General features: G+C 60.2%; 14 protein-coding genes. All 14 read right to left on the bottom strand.

All coding sequences use genetic code 11. The annotated features are described in order from the left end of the window. Positions 1-24: 24 nt before the first annotated feature. Positions 25-1,080 (bottom strand): hydroxymethylglutaryl-CoA reductase, encoded by a 1,056-nt coding sequence (locus EGX79_02315; GenBank protein ID AYX81119.1) that lies wholly within the window; start codon positions 1,078-1,080, stop codon positions 25-27. A gap of 93 nt (positions 1,081-1,173) precedes the next feature. Then, positions 1,174-2,271, bottom strand: a complete 1,098-nt coding sequence (locus EGX79_02310) for a phosphomevalonate kinase (protein ID AYX81118.1) — start codon at positions 2,269-2,271, stop codon at positions 1,174-1,176. A gap of 12 nt (positions 2,272-2,283) precedes the next feature. Next, positions 2,284-3,261: a diphosphomevalonate decarboxylase gene (gene mvaD / locus EGX79_02305; GenBank protein AYX81117.1), complete on the bottom strand. Its 978-nt coding sequence runs from the start codon at positions 3,259-3,261 to the stop codon at positions 2,284-2,286. Next, complete coding sequence (gene mvk, locus EGX79_02300; protein ID AYX82685.1) at positions 3,258-4,283, bottom strand: mevalonate kinase; 1,026 nt, start codon at positions 4,281-4,283, stop codon at positions 3,258-3,260. Before mvk ends, mvaD begins: the two co-directional genes overlap by 4 nt. A 4-nt stretch (positions 4,284-4,287) precedes the next feature. Further along, positions 4,288-4,944 carry an isopentenyl-diphosphate Delta-isomerase gene (locus tag EGX79_02295; GenBank protein AYX81116.1) on the bottom strand — a complete coding sequence of 219 codons (657 nt, stop codon included), beginning with the start codon at positions 4,942-4,944 and terminating at the stop codon, positions 4,288-4,290. A 16-nt stretch (positions 4,945-4,960) separates the two neighbouring features. Further along, positions 4,961-6,304 carry a phosphoglucosamine mutase gene (locus EGX79_02290; GenBank protein AYX81115.1) on the bottom strand — a complete coding sequence of 448 codons (1,344 nt, stop codon included), beginning with the start codon at positions 6,302-6,304 and terminating at the stop codon, positions 4,961-4,963. A gap of 102 nt (positions 6,305-6,406) precedes the next feature. Then, positions 6,407-8,095 carry a hypothetical protein gene (locus tag EGX79_02285; protein AYX81114.1) on the bottom strand — a complete coding sequence of 563 codons (1,689 nt, stop codon included), beginning with the start codon at positions 8,093-8,095 and terminating at the stop codon, positions 6,407-6,409. 43 nt (positions 8,096-8,138) lie between these two features. Beyond that, on the bottom strand, positions 8,139-10,061 hold the full coding sequence (locus EGX79_02280) for an acetyltransferase (GenBank protein AYX81113.1): 1,923 nt from the start codon (positions 10,059-10,061) through the stop codon (positions 8,139-8,141). Positions 10,062-10,280: 219 nt separating this feature from the next. Then, positions 10,281-10,841 carry a 30S ribosomal protein S9 gene (locus tag EGX79_02275; GenBank protein ID AYX81112.1) on the bottom strand — a complete coding sequence of 187 codons (561 nt, stop codon included), beginning with the start codon at positions 10,839-10,841 and terminating at the stop codon, positions 10,281-10,283. After that, positions 10,838-11,281 (bottom strand): 50S ribosomal protein L13, encoded by a 444-nt coding sequence (locus EGX79_02270; protein AYX82684.1) that lies wholly within the window; start codon positions 11,279-11,281, stop codon positions 10,838-10,840. Before EGX79_02270 ends, EGX79_02275 begins: the two co-directional genes overlap by 4 nt. Positions 11,282-11,598: 317 nt before the next feature. Beyond that, complete coding sequence (locus EGX79_02265) at positions 11,599-11,886, bottom strand: WXG100 family type VII secretion target (protein AYX81111.1); 288 nt, start codon at positions 11,884-11,886, stop codon at positions 11,599-11,601. Positions 11,887-11,959: 73 nt separating this feature from the next. Further along, positions 11,960-12,286 carry a WXG100 family type VII secretion target gene (locus EGX79_02260; protein AYX81110.1) on the bottom strand — a complete coding sequence of 109 codons (327 nt, stop codon included), beginning with the start codon at positions 12,284-12,286 and terminating at the stop codon, positions 11,960-11,962. 202 nt (positions 12,287-12,488) lie between these two features. Then, the gene (locus EGX79_02255) at positions 12,489-13,877 is read right to left on the bottom strand and encodes a type VII secretion-associated protein (protein ID AYX81109.1); all 1,389 of its coding nucleotides are present in this window, start codon (positions 13,875-13,877) and stop codon (positions 12,489-12,491) included. Continuing rightward, on the bottom strand, positions 13,877-17,650 hold the full coding sequence (gene eccCa, locus EGX79_02250; protein AYX81108.1) for a type VII secretion protein EccCa: 3,774 nt from the start codon (positions 17,648-17,650) through the stop codon (positions 13,877-13,879). Before eccCa ends, EGX79_02255 begins: the two co-directional genes overlap by 1 nt. Positions 17,651-17,792 lie beyond the last annotated feature (142 nt).

Raw genomic sequence — 17,792 nt, 5'->3', positions numbered from 1 at the left:
GGTTTTGCGAATTGTTGCAAAGCACTACTTCGCACGCTCGATAGAAACGTGCGCCTCCATCAGCTCCCCCGGGTTCGTCTGTGCCGCGAGCAGGGAAAGCTCACCACACCAGACGATTGCCGCGCAGCACGCTGCTAGACGACGGGCATTCTCGCCCGGCTCACGGTCCTCCTTGCAGCCCAGCGCTGTGAGATTCTTCTCCACGAAGTCCAAGCCCTTGCCGTTGCCCACGGAACCGACGATCAAATGTGGCAGGGTGCAGCTAAAGCGCACGGAGCCGTCGTCAAGCGCCTCTACCTGCGTCAGCCCCTGCGAGCCTTCGACGATATTCGCAGCGTCCTGACCGGTAGCGAGGTAAAAGCCCAGCAGCATATTGGCGTAGTGCGCATTACCGCTGCGCAGCGAACCGGCCATGATGGAGCCGACGAGGTTCTTGCGTTCGTTGAGCTCAGCCAGGCGCTTGGCAGTTGTGCGCAGACGCTCGCGGACAACCGGCTCCGGAATGACGGCCTCGGCGATTACGTACTTACCGCGGCCCAGAATGCCATTGACTGCGGAGGTCTTCTTATCGGTGCAGTAGTTGCCCGAGATGGAGCCATAGCCCAACTCTGGCATCTGCTCCATCAGGTAGGACATCAAACGCTCAGACGCCAGCGTGGCCATGTTGTGGCCCGAGGCATCACCGGAGAAGAAGTCAAAGCGGACAAAGAGAAGACGCGATGCGATCTGGAAGTGAATATCTACCAGCTTGGCAAAACGCGAGGAGGACTCCACGACCTTCTTCAGCTCGTCATAACGAGACAGGATGTTGTCGCGCGCAATGACGGCATCCGCTGCCGAGTCGAGAGTGAAAATCACCGATCGGGTCATCTTCTCACCGACGAAAGTGCAGGTAATGCCACCTTCGATCATGCGGGAGACCTTCGCACCGCGACCACACGACGGCCACAGCGGGGTCTCGTAAGTCGCCAGCGGAATCTTCACCTCGTCATTCATGACGTTGCCACTAATGCGCACCGGACCAATCCAGCTCAGCGGTACGTGTGCATATTCCAGGTCGTGCGAGCTCTTTTCAGCCATTGTCCTATGCGACCCTTTCTAGCTGCATGCAGCTTCGGTTCCCAGCTTCTGTAAATTCCAGCTGTCTTAAATTCTACGGTCTAAAAATTGTGGTCAAAGTTGAGCGGCCAGCTTCAGCGGCAACGGCCGGATGCCAGCTGCTTGCCAGCGCGCGGTGATGTCCGCGGCAGTCTCTCGGGTCGAACTCTCAGCATCGACACCATCTGAGACTCCCACCAGCGCGATTCCGCAGTCACCACCACCGGAGCCGCTGCTCTTGCCCGCGGCCCCCGCGCCATCGGCGATGTCGGCGAGCGCTTTCAGTTTCTCCGTCTCGATGCATACAGCACGCTCACGCTCATAGTCCTGCAGCAGCGTCCGATTCTCACGCAGGCAGGCAAACGCCGCGGTGTGGTCGCCGTCGGCAAGCGCCTGCCAGAGTCTTTCGCTTATCGACGAGACCCCGCGCACAAAATCACGGTCTGCGCCACCGGCCTTCTTCAACTGCGAGTCCGTCTTCACCGGACTGCCCGTCCAGCCGACCAACAGTTGTAGCCCACCGAGGTCGGTGCGGGCGTCAATGCGAAGATTCGGCCACGGTGCCGCCACGGCAGCGACAGGATCAGCCGCCACGAGCTCTGCGAGCGCCGTCGGATTCGGCCGGCGATAGAGCACCACCCCGCCGTGCGCGGAGCACGCGATATCGCCGCCGGAACCAGCTGCACCAGCCAGAAGCGTGGCCACCATCGCAATCTTGTACACGTCCAGTGAATCCAGCTCCAGACCCAGGTGCGTCCCCAGCGCACGAGTTACAGCCACAGCGACAGCCCCGGAGGATCCCAGGCCATACTTCGCACCACTGTCGGCGTCATCGAGGTCTGATTCAATGACGATATTTATGGGGCGCTCTGGGGTGTTTTCCAACTCGCCCGCAGCAATGCGATAGACCAGGGAAATCGTATGGGTAGCGATGTCATCTGGTGCATCGATATCAATGACGCGCCCCTGCGGGCCGTAATAGCTGGAGTACACGCGAGAGACCGGCTGCGATGGTTCGGCATCGCGGCACCGAACTGTCACATAGCGGTCGACTCCTGCGATGACGGCCAGCCCCTCGACATCCATCACCGCATACTCACCAGTGAGGTACAGCTTGCCGCAGCCACGGCCGATGGACTCGCCTTCGATAGGTCCGCCTTTAGCGTTGCTCAACTACTCCCCCAGCTACACCAGGTAAGCGCCGGGGCCGGAGCCGGAAACCAGCACGTCAATATCCTCGAACTCTGCGCGGAAACGATCCGCGATGGTCTCGGCATCGCCGCTGCGGCACAGCACCTTCACGTTCGGCCCGGCATCCATGGTGGCGTAGCACTCGGTGCCCTCGTCACGCAGCGTAGCGACGAGATCGAGAGCCGCCACCGAATCCGGATTCCAGTACCGCACCGGAGGAAGAGCCCCCAGCATAGTGGCGTGCATGCGCATGGCGTTGGCCTCGGCAAGCTCGCCGACCGCCGTGAAGTCCGCAGCGGCGATGGCGGCCTTCATGTCCTCGATATCGCGGGGCACCTGCTCCACCCAGGCCGGGAAGAACGGTGATGTCTCGACCGTGCGACGCATGGCGGCACGGCTGTCAATCTTCTTGCGCCCCGGGGCCAAAACCGCCACGACCAGGGAGAGGTCCAGGCCGGAATCCGGCAGAGCCACTGCGTGGCTGGAAGCATCGTCATCGCCGGGCAGCCACTCAACGAGGCCGCCGAAAATAGAGCGACAGGCCGAGCCCGAACCGCGACGGGCCAGAGCCGAGAGCTGTTCCGGGGTGTAGTCCAGGCCGTAGGCCTTCGCCGCGGCCAGCGCGAGAGCGCCAAAACCCGACGCGGACGAAGCCAGACCCGCACCCGTCGGAATCTCGTTGGTGCTGGTCACCTCTGCGAAGCTAGTGCTGCCCGCACGCTCGCGGACCAAATCCAAAAACTTCTGGACACGGGAGAGGTCCTTGCCCACCATCTCCTGGCCGTTCAGAGTGCCCGAGTCGGCGGTGACGCTGGGATCGTCGATAAGCGACACCGTGGTCGTCGTCGGAGCGATGCCCAGAGTAAGGGACAGCGAACCTGTGGCCGGTAGCTGCACGGCCTCATCGCGCTTGCCCCAGTATTTAATCAGGGCGATGTTGGGATGAGCGACGGCGGTAGCGGTCGTGGTCACGAGGGATTTACCTCCACAGTCCAAGTAGCAACGGCATTGGCGCCCATCATGGCATGGCTAATCAGTTCCGCGTGATCGGCGGACTCTGCCAGCGCCATCACACAGCCACCGCAACCGGCACCAGTGAGCTTTGCCCCGTGGGCACCTGCCAGTCGGGCGGCAGTGACGAGATCGGTGATGGACTCATGCCCAACACCTAGTTCCTCTAGCGCTTCCTGCGCCGAGTCCATGCGATGCCCCAGACGGGCAAAATCGCCCTTGGCCAGGTTGTGCACCGCGCCATCGGCCAGCTGCCCCAAGTGGTCCAGCAACTCTTGGCCGTGGACTCGGTGGGAATCGACGAAACCACGCACGCGGGCAACGGCCAGCGACGTCGAACCACGCACACCGGTATCCCCCAGCACTAGCCACATCTTCTTGGCCACCTTCAGCGGATGGAACTCACCCTGCTTGAAGTAAACCGGACGCGATGCGCGGGCAACCGTGGCATCCAGGCCAGAGGGGTTACCGTGCGCCAGACGCTCAGCTTCCTGCACCAGGTCAAAGCGCTGACGCTCGGTCAGAGTGCCATCGGCGAGGTCACGCACTGCGTCGATAAGCGCATGTGCCACTGCGGCAGAACCACCCAGCCCTGCAGCGGGTGGGATACCGGAGCGGAGACGAACCAGCAGGTCGCGTTCGGGAATACCGAAGGTGCGCAGGCCAGCGCGGAGTGCAGCGGCGATGGAGGCAAAGCGCTCCGGCAGCTCGTCGATGTCGATGACCTCGCCGTCCATGGAAAACAGGACGGGAGAATCCTCCACGCGGTCAATCCACGCCATCGTGCGCAGCGACGTCACCGGCAGTGCGATAGCCGGCTTGCCGTAGACGACAGAGTGCTCACCCAACAAAATCGACTTGGCATGGCCTTCACCGAATGCGGCACCCTGTTCATTGGCCAGGGCATAGAACTCCCCGGTCTCCAATTCCTCGGACTTGTCGAGGCCAAAGTCGTCGACGCTGGCGTTTTCTACGCTGGTCACGAAGCTACACATCCTTTTCCGAAACCGACTGCGCGGCAGCCTGCGCCTCCGCTGGGCCATGGATACCCGGCACACCCGCAATGTCGAAACCGTACTTGGAGAACTTCTCCGCCCCAACACCCCAGACGTGGTTAAACCACTCCGTCATCGGTTCGTTCGCGCGACGTTCTGCGAGTTCCTGCGGAGTCACGTACACCACTTCATCGACCTCATCGGGGTTGATATCCACCGACTTCGGATCGACGATGCCGGCGTACACGTGGTTGTACTCGTGCTCCGCCAATCCCGAACGATCATCGATGACCTGGTAGATAACAATGCCGATTTCCTCCAACTGGGAGACATCCGCACCGAGCTCTTCCTTCGCACGACGCTCAACGGCATCGGCCACCGGCTCCCCCGGCAGTGGGTGCGAGCAGGTCGCATTCGTCAGTAGCAGTGGTGAGTGATACTTCGACTCCGCACGGCGCTGCAGCAGCATGCGTCCCTGCTCATCGAAGAGGAAAAGAGAAAAAGCACGGTGCAAAATTCCCGGCGGAACGTGTGCTTCAAGCTTGCCGACGGTACCGAGAACCCGACCGTCACGATCGACCACCTCTACCTGGATGTCGGCTTCACCCGGGGCAAAGCGGGCTTTAATGTCCTCTGGCGCGTCATTCATTTCCACACTCCTGACTCTAGACTGCGGCCACAACCGCAGCTAACTCCCCGGCAATCTTGCGGGCCGATTCCGCATCGGCGGCCTCCACCATGACGCGGAAGAGCTCCTCGGTGCCGGACGGGCGCAACAGCACGCGACCGGTGGAACCCAGCTTCTCCTCGGCTGCATCGATGGCGGCCTTGACCTCATCAGACTCCAGAATTGCGGCCTTGTTGGACACCGGCACGTTGATAAGAGTCTGCGGCAGCACCTTCATTACGGAGGCCAGCTCAGCCAGAGACTTACCGGTGCGTGCCATCCGCGCCATGAGGTACAGACCGGTGAGGGTGCCGTCACCAGTGGTGGCGTGATCCGGAATGACCACATGCCCCGACTGCTCACCGCCGAGCGAGTAACCGCCGGCGTTCAAATCTGCCAGCACGTAGCGGTCGCCGACCTTGGTGGTACGCAGGGCGATATCGTTTTCCTCCATCGCCAGCTTGAGGCCGAGGTTACTCATCACAGTGGCCACCAGCGTGTTGTGGTGCAGTAGCCCCTCTTCCTTCATGGCGACGGCCAGGATGGCCATGATTTGGTCACCATCGACGATGTTGCCCTGCGAGTCCACAGCCAGGCAGCGGTCGGCATCGCCATCGTGAGCCAGACCCAGATCCGCGCCGTGCTCCAGCACTGCCGCGCGCAAAACCTCAATGTGGGTGGAACCGCAGTTGTCGTTGATGTTGTAGGAGTTCGGCTTGTCATGAATAGCGACGACGTCGGCACCGGCGGCCGCGTACGCCATGGGGGCGGCCTGCGAAGCAGCACCATTTGCACAATCCACTACGACGCGAATGCCGTCGAGCTTGGTGCTGACCGCACGGGAGAGGTGGAACAGGTAGCGGTCGAGCCCGTCTGGGGCCTCCTCGATGACACGCCCCACTCCGGTGCCCGTGGGGCCGGTCTCCGGCAGGTTGTGGAGAGCGTGTTCGATTTCCTTCTCCACCGCGTCGTCAAGCTTGGTGCCGCCCGCGGCGAAGAACTTGATGCCGTTGTCCGGCATGGGGTTGTGAGAAGCCGAAATCATCACACCCATGTCGGCACCGTAGTCGTCGGTGAGGAAAGCGACAGCCGGAGTGGGCAGCACGCCGACACGCAAAACGTCGACGCCCTGGGAAGCCATGCCGGCAGACAGCGCTGCGGCGAGCATCTCACCGGAGACACGCGGATCGCGGCCAACAATGGCCAGGGGACGACGCCCCGACGGATTCGTGCCGCTAGTCAGCACAGTGGCCGCAGCAGCACCCAGCCGCATTGCCAGCGGTGCGGTCAGAGTCTTATTCGCCAAACCGCGGACGCCATCAGTTCCGAAAAGACGTGCCATTGTTGCTAGACCACTCCTTGGGGGTTTTATGAGTTTTGGTATCGCGGACTATTGCATTGTCAATGCTGTATTACTTTAGCCGGTCGCGCAGGCGAATCCAGACTAGCCACAGGACACAATTGGCTGCGGGTCATAAACCGTAGTCTGAGTTTCACGCGAGATTTCCGCGCCCGAGAGGTCCCGAATAACGCGTGTATCAGAAGTGGTGAAGCCCTGCGCACCCGACGACGGCTGGCAAGAGCTGCCACTGACCTGCATACGCTGTGGTTGCGTGTATGCCCAACGGCCACCATTGATGGACTCGACGTTGACCTTCTTCACACCCTTGATGCGCACAGTGACGTCGGAACCAGTAGTAACGGCCTCGATAAGAATCGGAGTGTCGGAACTGTTCTTAAACGCTAGGTCGATTGCACCCTCGTACACCGTCGCCTCACGGCCGGCCGGGTAACGCGAAATGTAGTAACTGTGCGGGGTGTGCGCGACATCCTCCATGCCCGCAAAGTACGAAGCATTGTACAAAGTGGTGGCGAACTGGCTAATGCCACCACCGACAGCCTTATCCGCATGGCCGTTGAGGATGATGCCCGACTCGACAAAACCCTGCGCAGTACCGCGCGGACCCGTGTAGCCGTTCAGACTGAATGTATCGCCCGGCGCCACGAATGCGCCGTTGACCATCTGCGACACCAGGGCAATGTTTGTTCCCGATGCCGAGCTGAAGCCACCGGTGGTGAACTCACCAATGACATCATCGAAGGTGGCACTTTCCGCTTGTTCGGTGGTGTAGGTGGCGGGCTTGTCCTCGTAGACCGCATCGAACTCGCGCTTATCCGTCGAAGTCACACGCTCGGCGAAGTCCTTCATAGTTTCATCCCACTTCACGGCCACGCCATCAACCGAGGGGACCACTTCACGCGCACCACCGCTAAAGCGTATCGACGCATTGCGCTTATCAACCTCGGAAGCAGCCAGCCCCTCCTCGAGGATCTCGCGTGCGCGGTCGACATTGATATCAGCGGCCAATCCGCCGTCGCGCGGCACAAAGCTGATGATTTCAGCCATGCGCTCCGGCGGAATTACACCATCTTTGCCATCACGGCCCTTGGCAACAATGGGGCCCGACACCGCATCGGCGGCCTCTCCCTCAGCTGCCTCACGGACCTGCTCCTCACCGATAGCCGGGTCGTGCGCGGTGGTCTCTACATCGATGCCCTCCGGCGACAACCACTTGGCGGCCAAATCCCCGCTGACCGCATTGCGGTCGACATCTTGGCCGATGACCGGTGGAGTTGTTTCCACGCGGCCGTCGACAAGCTTGACCTCACCATCGACGGGAGCAATAGTCAGTTCGCCGACGAGACGGTCGACCTGCGGCTCGAACTTAGAGTTATCGATATCGCTGACCAAATCCAGCTCACGGGTAGTAAAGAAACTGCGCACCCAGGTAACTGGGTTTGCCGTCTGCTTGCCCGCCTGCGCGACCGTCTTCTCCCAGTCGATGCTCAGCCCCGCCTCCTCGGGCAGAACCTCCGCCGTGCGTTCGCCGGCACGCAACGCCACTGGGTGAGTGGAAAGATCACCGAGCTGCTCTTCGAGCTTCGCCTCAGCGTGATTCGCGCTCAGCGTGCTGATGTCAATCCCCGCGACGGTAGACCCGCGCGGGACATGGTCCTTGTTCAGCACGTAATCGACAGCGTAAAACACACCGAAGAGTGCGAAGATACCGAGGACGATGCCGAGGAAAATCTTTAATCCACGGTGACTGGAGGAAGACTTTTGTTTGGCCACAGCCACTTACTTTACCGTGGAAACACTACTAACTAGATTTTTATTAGATTCCGCAGGTGTCCGGAATGCGTTTCTTGTTCTTCGCATACTGCTGGAAAGCATCGACCACGGCATTGGCATAGACCTCGGCGCCATCCGGGGTCGGGTGGATAAGGTCCGCGCGCAGCTTGGACAAATCATCACGCACACCATGACACCAGTCAGACACATAGACATTGTCGCGCTTCTTTGCCGCGTCGAGGACTTCCCTCTCCGACTGCGGCATCCACACACGATCACCGTACGGGTTGATGAGGACAATGATGCGGTCTTCACCCAGCGAATCGAGGATCTCATCCAACAGGTGTTCGTCCGATGCCGCAGCCGACTGATTGATACCAAGACCCAGCACGACGAATGGATCGAGCGTACCCGCCGCCTTCATACTGGCGATAATCTCTGGCGCAGCCGGATAACCACGAGAAACAGCCGCATCGATATAGATACCGGGCAGCTTCTCTTCCAACGCGGACGCCGAGGCGAGCATCACAGAGTCGCCGATAGCGGTGATCTGGTCACCACGCGGCATAACGCGCTTGGCCAACTCGGCTTCCTCCGCCTTTTGTGCCTGTGCACGGCGCTCAGCTGCCTCCTGTAGCTGTGCCTCCAAACGCGTCATCTTCGGCGCCGTGGCCATTCCCACAACTGCACCAACCACGACGACCAGCGCCAGCCCTGCTGCAACGCGCGGCTTCCAGGAACCGGCAAACTGCGTGCCCGAAAACTGCGACATCCAACGGCGGTAACCCATCCGGCGAATTGGCGATTCCACATTCTTGTACGACCAGTTCGCCAAAAGCAGCGATAGCGCGATGCCTGCGAAGGCAGCGAGGTTCTCATACTGCATGGCCTCATTGCGCTCCAGCAGTTCGCGGATGAGCACGATGACCGGCCAGTGCCACAGGTACAGCGAGAAGGAAATCTTTCCCAGCCAGCACAGTGGCTTGAACTCAAAAATCTGACGCACGGGTGAGACACCGCGAACGACAAGATAGAGAATCGCCACCGACAGCAACGAGGCGAACACCAACCCACCGCGGTAAGTCGCCGACGCAGTATCCGACATCATCAGCAGAACCAACGAAAGGAAGATCAGAGGCAGCGAGGCCACTACGAAAGCTTGGGCAGAACTGCCAAAGAAGTCCCGCAGCAGGGGTTCTGTGCGTGGCCAGGAGTCCGCCTCTGCGCGTGACGACGTCGATGTCAACCACAATGCGAGGGCCGCGCCAAACAGGAGTCCAAAGGCGTGAGTATCGGTACCGTAGTAGACCCTCGTGGGGTCGACCTTCGGATCGTAGAGCGAGACCATCCACACGAAAGAAGCAACCGCCCCAATGCCCGCCACTGCTGCCAGCTTGCGAGATGCCAGCTTCAGGGCGAGAAGAGCCACAAAGATCAATGGCCAGAGCAAGTAGAACTGCTCCTCCACCGACAGTGACCAGTAGTGCGCTAACAGCTGCACTCCGGAATCCGCGAAATAGGACTGAGAACCCGCAATCTGCGTCCAGTTATTGACGAAAAAGACCGTGCCGAGAAACTGCGTCGACAAGCCAACAGCGGGATCCCCGCCGACCAGACCTGCGACGGCGATGGAAATAAACAACACGAACATCGCAGCCGGAGCGATGCGGCGCAGTCGACGGAGCCAGAAGTCCTTTAGATCGATGCGCCCAGTGACCGCGCGTTCGCGCACCAGAAGCGAGGTGATAAGAAATCCGGAGAGCACGAAGAAGATATCCACACCGATGTAGCCACCGGGCAGCACATTATCGAAGTAGTGGTAGATCACCACTGTGGCAACGGCCAGACCGCGCAGCCCATCAATGCCTGGTACGCGTCGAATGCGGAAGGGATGCTTCGCCACCGACGACGAGCTAGAGGAGCTCTTCGCGTCGGAGGTCTTGGTGGCTGTGGTGCTCACCGCCATACGGTTTCCTTCTTCCCATCGCACTGCAATCGCACTTTCATCGCACTGCAATCGCACCGCGATAAACGATTCTCGCGGCAGTTTTTAACGGATAAAAGTCTAACGTACGGGGCTTGTCCCAAAAATGCAGCCATGCCTGGTCACTGCGGACTTTAACCAAAAAAGCACCTCGGCTTGCGTGTAATACGCAAACTGAGGTGCTTTTCGAAGCAGTAAAGCTTAACGCTTGGAGTACTGCGGTGCGCGACGGGCCTTGTGCAGACCAGCCTTCTTGCGCTCGACAGCACGAGCGTCGCGGGTGAGGAAGCCAGCCTTCTTGAGAACGCTGCGCTCCTCCGGGTTGAACTCGTTCAGGGCACGAGCAATAGCCAGGCGCAGAGCACCGGCCTGACCGGACGGGCCACCACCGTTGATGTTGGCCTTGATGTCGAACTGGCTCTCGCGCTCGACCAGGACCAGCGGATCCTTGATCTCCTGCTGGTGCAGCTTGTTCGGGAAGTAATCCTCGAGCTCGCGGCCGTTGCAGACAATCTTGCCGGAACCAGCGGTCAGAACGACGCGGGCGACAGCGCGCTTACGACGACCGACAGTCTGAATCGGACGATCCAGGGTCAGCGGTGCAGCCGGAGCAGCCTCAGCCTCGGTCTCGGTAGCAACTGCGTCGCCGATGGAAGAGGTGAACTCTTCAGTGGCAGCAGCAGCGGCAGCCTGAACATCATCGTAGGAAGCCTCGGTGGCCTCTACGTTCTGGTTCTCATTGACGTCCTGTGGGTTGGTCACTGTGCCACCGCCTTGATCTCGTAGTTTTCAGGCTTCTGACCGGCGAACGGGTGCTCGGAACCGGCGAAGACGTGCAGCTTCTTGATGGACGCACGCGAAAGCTTGTTGTGCGGCATCATGCCCTCAATAGCCTCAGCGATAACGCGCTCCGGGTGAACCTCGAGGGAACGACCCAGGGTCATCGACTTCAGGCCGCCCGGGAAGCCCGAGTGGCGGTAGCGCATCTCACGTTCCCGCTTGTTAGAGGAGACGTGCACCTTATCGGCGTTGATGATGATGACGTGGTCACCGCAGTCGACGTTAGGGGCGAAGTAAGCCTTGCCCTTACCGCGCAGCAAGTCTGCGGCGTGAGTAGCCAGACGGCCGAGAACAACGTCGGTAGCGTCGATGACGTACCACTTGCGCTCGATGTCACCGTCCTTCGGATGGAAAGTAGACAACATGACTCCTTTTAGGGTCCGTGTAGATTTGCCAGCCACCGTGCACACTGTTGTTATTCCCCGGCGGCCGGTGGAGACCCGAGGCAACATTCACGTGTGCGCACACAGTTTGACTACTCTACCTTGAGATGGCACTAGAACAAAAAATGCCAAAGCCAGTCTCAGCCGCAAACTGCTGAGACTGGCCTTTCCCCCCTGGAGTGCTGCTAGCAAGAATACTTCAAAGGCAGATACCTAACTGAAGATCTCAATTGAGCAATGTCCTCCCCTCCCCCGGTTACATAGCTCAATCAAAAGTGCCTCAAGCAGGAACCAAGCTATCCCCAGCTAGCTGCCGCGCGGCGGTTAATATCCGCCATTCGCTGGCTACCTGCGCTGACCGTATCCGCGATAGTCGTGAGAATCATATTGAGCTCCTCCGCTGCTGTGTCCCATTCACGCTGAGCCTCCTGGTAAGAATCCGAAGAGTCACCCTCCCACGTAGAGACCATCGGCGCGATGCGCTTCTTCAAATCTCCGAGCAGCCCGTTGATGGTGCCAGAAGTGGACCGAATGTCATCGGCAGCACCGTCGATGCCGCCAAAACTGTACCTAATTGGTTGCATTAAGAACCCTTTCCCCAAAAGGTGATGTGTGTTGTGTGATTCAGTGTTGTGGTTGTGCGATTCGATAAAACGTTTAGAGGTTCAGCAACGACGCACCCGCTGCTGCCACCTGCTTGAACGACGACGCCCCCTCGTCCTCGCCCGCATCGAAGCTGCTGGAATTTGCGCGGATGTTATCCGCGATATCCGTCAGCGCATTGGATAGACGCATAGCTGCGTCATCCCAACGAAGCATCAGATCATCGAAGCTGTCTTTAGCCTGGCCCTTCCATTCCCCCGCCAGACCGTCCACGACGCCTCGAATGCGCCCCAGCTCGCCCTGTACTTCCGAGTTGACGCCATCGACGTCCCCCGCGGTAGTGGTCATTTGATCTGATTCGGCTGCAAATAGGTTTGCCACTGTTTCCCCCTTATTCGTGTTGAGTGACTGATTAACGACGGCATTTTTACCTCCCCGCGCGAGCCAGCCAGCTTCCCGCGTTAAAAACCCGTCATATTGTTTGGCGCGAAAAACCCCGATTCGGTTCCATTTTGGTTTTCCAACCTTTACCCCTGCCTACCCCCGCCCATCCCCCAGTCACTTTCTCTACGCCCCTTGCGTGTTACGGCACCGGCCGAGCGCTTACTACTGCCTGGTCGCATACGGGTCGTACCGGCGCAATAGTCCTTCCTCTGAACTGGCACCCCACACTGACTTGAGTTCCGTCCATCACTTTGTGATGCCAGAGCACTATCGAATTACCTGACGGCAGCCGCTCTTCTACGACTACGACATCGGTGCCCAGTACTTGCCTGCGTTCCGGCGCGGACTTTGTCTCATCCCCGGCAACGGAGCTACTCAAAGCTGCTGCTAGATGTTCAAGCGCCATGTCCTGCGAAAGCGGGCTAGCGAGCACCAATACGCGCATATCTCCGCCATCCACCGCAATCAGACGGTCGAACGGACTTGCCGAATCAAGCTCCCACCCGCCGGGAAACCGAGCTTCCACGCCCGCATTGGTCAGTTTGACTATTGGAGCAGAATCGGGAACCGGTTTCGATGCGGGTGGTGGCGTAGTTACAGGCGGCGTAGTTACAGGAGGAGCCTGTGCGTGCGATGTCTCACGCTGCTTCTGCCTCCCCTCGTTCTCCCTGCCTATGCCGCCACTAACGAGCCATGCAGCAATCCCAACAATCAGCACCACCACCGTCAACAAACCAACGGCAGCTACTGACACAACTGCGCTTTGATTCGACACTGCGCTGGCTTCTACCCTGGCTGCAGGACGCCTCCCCGCGAGATCCTCCAATTGCTCCACTTCACCGACTTCAGCGTCGCCGATGCTTTTCAACCAGGCCGGATTTACGCACTCCCCGAGCCGCGAGGCTGGGCAGTCGAAGACTAAAAAACCACGATCGCGCAGACGATCGACTAGTAGAGCTCGCCGCGGGTTCGCTAGCCCAGGTGGAACTTCGCCGACGATGAACTCGATATCCTCCTGCCAGCGGGGCGGATACTCGGTGATACCGCGCCCACCGCTAACTTCCACATCATCAGGTATCCCCTGGGGCGCATCCGGATACATGGTCAGCTGATAAGCCAGCGCAATGACTGTTTCCACCAGCGGTGCGCTGTCGTTCGCTCCGACCAAATGTGTCATCCGACTGGCAATGTGCCCACCGCTCAGACGAGTGACACAGACACGCGTTTCCTCTACTTCCACCAACACGCTATGAGACACAGTTGCCTCATCGAGTTCCACAACGGCGTCGGCAAGCGTCAGGATGTACGGATTGAGTTCGGCAGCCAATAGCGCGGAGGCCAGCCGGCACTGTCGCACAGCACCCCAATAGCTGGGCACAATGACTGTTTGCATGCTCTCGAGAAGCGGTCTAGGGCCATGCACCGCCAGTTCTGTGGTGTCTGCAGGTGCCGCGAGTCCCCACAGATGCCAGGTACCGTGGCGCAGCGTCGGGGTCTGAGTGGTGTCAGGAGAATCGACCCGAATCATCAACTGTCCTCCTGGTCACCAGCAGTATCCAACAAACCCAACTGCACAACCTGCGGACTCTGGCCGTGCGCCACCCAATAGCCACGACCCGGAGGCTGTTCGCAGGGCTTTACGCCGAGGATGGGGCCGTCGTCGCGTGTGCCATCCATGACAAAGACGCTGGCGCCCTGATCCTTAACCGCCCCCATGACCGGGTCGTGGAGGGAACGCAACGCCCCGCTGATTCGACGGGCGAAAAAGATATTGAGCCCAATGTCGGCGGCGTGAGCGATGACTTCTACCAGCGGCTGCAAGGGGTTACCCCGTGAGCCAGCCACGAGGTCATAGTCATCCACGATGACATTGATGGTTGGACCACTCCACCAATTTCGGGCCTTCAACTGCGCTGGGGTGATATCCGGTTGCGGGAGACGAGCCTTCAGTACCTCTGCCAGCTCTGCCAGCATGGGCGTCGCCACCGCAGCCGAGCCTGCATAGCCGGCCAGCCGCTCTTCGGGCACGGCCTCCATGAGCCCACGGCGGTAGTCAATCACGACGAATTTCGAGTCCAACTGCGAGTACCGCAGCTGGTGCACGATGCCCCTCAGCGCGGCGGTTCTGCCACTGCCCGCCGAACCGAATATCAGTAGGTGACGATCCTTTTCTGGGTGGAATATCACCGCGCCCAGACCGGCTTCTTCGAGCCCCACTGCAATCGCACCTCTCGTCGCGGCCGCTGGTCGTGGCAAACGCGCAATATCAATCCGCCGCGGCAACAACTGGAGCTTTGGTGCCTGCTCACCGTGCGGCGCTGTCTCTGCAATCCGCTTAGCGTCTGCAACGCCGGTGAGAGCTACCAGCATCGCAAACCCGCCCGGCGCGACTCCGCGTCCTGGGCTCTCCGGCACCAGCTCTGCTGCCTTACGGTCAATCATTGAATCCATCGACTCCGCCTGCCGCAGCTCAATCCGCGTACCAATCAGGTCGCGAACGGCAGGTCTCATGTCCGTCCAGCGATAGGCCGTGAGCAGGACATGAATTCCCACCGCCAATCCATCTGCAACCAGCGCCTGCACATCGTCGCTCAGCGCCGGAAACTCCGTTTTGAACGCACCCCAGCCGTCAATGACCAACACCGAATCCGGCTGCCCTGCCGCCCGTGCTGCTTCCGGAGAGAGCCATCCATTAGTGCGAAAGAGCTGTTCCCGACGACTTACCTCACGACGCAAAAAACCAATCGTACGGCGAATAAGCTCCTCGTCTCCGCGGTGTGCAACCGACGCGACATGCGGCAACTCAGCCAGGTCGCTCAAGCCGCCCGCACCACAGTCGACGATATAAAAATGCAGGTCACGGGCGCTGATGCCGTCGGCAAGCGCGAGGATCGCTGTGCGTGCGGCAGTGGTCTTTCCTGACCGCGGCGCTCCGACGATTGCCATGTGCCCGCCGGTCGTGCGCAGGTCAATACGCAGTGGGTCCTGACGCTGAAACAGCGGCTTGTCCACCAGCCCAATCACACCGGTCAATCGCTGTCGCGGCAGCTGCTCGTCGGGCTGAAGCTCGATGGCCTCCGGTAGTGGCGGCAGCCACACCCGATGCGCACGTGTCGGTACGTGCGACACCGCTGCCACCACGGCACCGAGCACCGTCTGCTCCGATGTCTGCGCAGGCGGGTCCACCATTCCACCATCGCTTAACGACGCACCGAAAGCCTCCCGCGTCCAATTTTCAGCGGTAAATTCAGTGACAGCTGCGACCTGCCCCTGCAGCCTCTGCTCTGCCCCAGCCGTCGCACCGTCAATAGGCTGCGGACGGACCACCGGGCCGGAAACATACGCCGACCGAAACCGCACCGGTTCGGCGGCAGCAGATTTGATATACCCAATGCCCGGGATGGCCGGCAGATGATAGGCGTCCGGAACACCTAGCACGCTGCGGGACTCCGCGACGGAAAAGGTCTTCAACCCAATGCGATAGGAAAGATGGCTTTCCAGCCCGCGCAAGCGGCCTTCCTCCAGACGCTGACTGGCCAGCAGCAAATGCATGTGCAAACTGCGCCCCAACCGACCAATCGCAACGAAGAGCTCAGCAAACTCCGGGCGTGCGGAGAGCAGCTCTGAAAACTCATCCACCACAATCAGCAACGCGGGCATGGGTGGCGCATCTATCTGCCCAGCGCGCCGGGCTTGCTCATAATCGCTGACACCGGCGAAATTCCCTGCAGCGCGCAGCTGCTCTTGGCGCCGCGTCATCTCACCGCGCAGTGCGTCTTCCATGCGGTTGACCAGGATAAGCTCCTGCTCCAAGTTGGTAATCACCGCCGAGACATGAGGCAATTGATCCAGTCCCAGAAACGTCGCCCCGCCTTTGAAGTCCACCAGCACAAAGTTCAACTGATCCGGGCTGTGCGTAGCTGCGAGCCCTACCACGGTCGTTCGGAGGAATTCCGACTTACCCGACCCTGTGGCACCAACGCACAGACCGTGTGGCCCCATGCCGCCCTCAGCACTCTCCTTAAAATCCAGATAGACCGGAGCACCACCGTCATCAGCTCCAACAGGAATGCGCAGACGAGCACTGCCGTAGCGCGGTCGGTAGCGCAGAGTTGTCGGAGGCGGGTACAGCCCGAGCTCCTCCATGACCGGGTCTTCCGAGGTCTTAACAGAATCATCTGCGCTTGTTGGCACTTCAAAACGCGCCAAGCTCCGCCCAAGCACCTCCGCTTCTGCTGGACTCAGCTGATCAGGTACGCCAATCTCCTCCCGTCCGGACGCGGTTTCCGCATGCACAGCAGTAGTGGAAACAACCAGCGCGATGCCATGGTGAACCGCTGCCTCCCACAACGTTGACTGCGCTTCCACGACGGTCAGCAAAACTACCGAGGTCTCCGACCCCGTCGCGTCAAAAATCGGTGTCAGTTCAGTGACATCTAGCTGTCCGTTCGAATCCGTCAGCACAATCAGCACAGCAGCTGGCAGTGTGTCGATAGCCGTGAGCAGCTCAGTCAGCTGCACACACGTCGCCGCCCGCAACCGCGCTGGGCCACAGGCATCAGTAACTGCGGGGTGTCCGTGGTGTGGCGTCCATTTCAGCCATTCCCACTCATCTCCCACAACTGCAATCAGGCAATCCTCCGGATGATGCAGCGCAGCAGCTTGGGCGACCATCGCTCGAGCCAGCCCCTGCGCCGCGGTATCTCCAGTGAGCGCGATAATCTCAAAGGCCGACACATCTATGGCAAAGGGCACTCCCTCAACCTGACGAGCCGATCGAATAACTTCCCGCAGTGCTACGGCGGAAACCGGATCCAGTTTCTCGGGCGCCGGAATTGCCGGTGGTGTTACAGGCGTTGCGGGCTGCTGCGTTGCCACCCCGATGCGCAGCTGCAAGAAATCCGAGTCCCCCTTTCGACGCTCGCACGCCCGCCCCATCGCCCCCAGCTGCCACAGAGTTCCAGGCCGAGGGTGGATAAACTGCGCCGATTCACGCTGCATCCTCGCTGCTTTCGCCACCGCGCGGCGAATACTGGACAAATGCCTCTGATAGTCCTTCCGCGCCGGTGCCATGTCCTTATTTCCCGCCCCGCCCGACACCATCATGCCCACAGTGGAAAACACCATCATCAGCGGAAACATAAACGACATCGGGTTACGTCCCATCCCAGAGACAAACATCAACACCACCATGCCGACCACCGCCACGACCATGATTAACGGCATGAGTGCACGCATCAGCGGCACCGGCTGTGGCTCCGGCGCTTCTGGAGGCGCATCCGGCGCGATTGTGCCTGTCATAGGCTGCGGCCCCGCTTTTCGGGTAGCCGAAATCTCCGCCTGTGCACTAGTCACAAAAATCCCCCCGCTATGTGTCGCCCCTTGTGTTCACTCGACGGCCAATCCCCCGACCAATCGGTGTACGCATAGCTTAAATCACACT

This window comes from Corynebacterium jeikeium (assembly GCA_003955985.1).
Lineage (GTDB): Bacteria > Actinomycetota > Actinomycetes > Mycobacteriales > Mycobacteriaceae > Corynebacterium > Corynebacterium jeikeium_D.
The sequence above is the reverse complement of the archived record's forward strand: the minus strand, read 5'-3'. Positions and strand labels throughout refer to the sequence as shown.

Bases quoted from the DNA above. Each gene is read 5' to 3' on its own strand.
- EGX79_02315 (AYX81119.1), bottom strand. From the start codon at position 1,080: ATGGCTGAAAAGAGCTCGCACGACCTGGAATATGCACACGTACCGCTG.
- EGX79_02295 (AYX81116.1), bottom strand. From the start codon at position 4,944: ATGAATGACGCGCCAGAGGACATTAAAGCCCGCTTTGCCCCGGGTGAA.
- EGX79_02290 (AYX81115.1), bottom strand. From the start codon at position 6,304: ATGGCACGTCTTTTCGGAACTGATGGCGTCCGCGGTTTGGCGAATAAG.
- EGX79_02280 (AYX81113.1), bottom strand. From the start codon at position 10,061: ATGGCGGTGAGCACCACAGCCACCAAGACCTCCGACGCGAAGAGCTCC.
- EGX79_02265 (AYX81111.1), bottom strand. From the start codon at position 11,886: ATGCAACCAATTAGGTACAGTTTTGGCGGCATCGACGGTGCTGCCGAT.
- EGX79_02255 (AYX81109.1), bottom strand. From the start codon at position 13,877: ATGATTCGGGTCGATTCTCCTGACACCACTCAGACCCCGACGCTGCGC.
- eccCa (AYX81108.1), bottom strand. From the start codon at position 17,650: ATGACAGGCACAATCGCGCCGGATGCGCCTCCAGAAGCGCCGGAGCCA.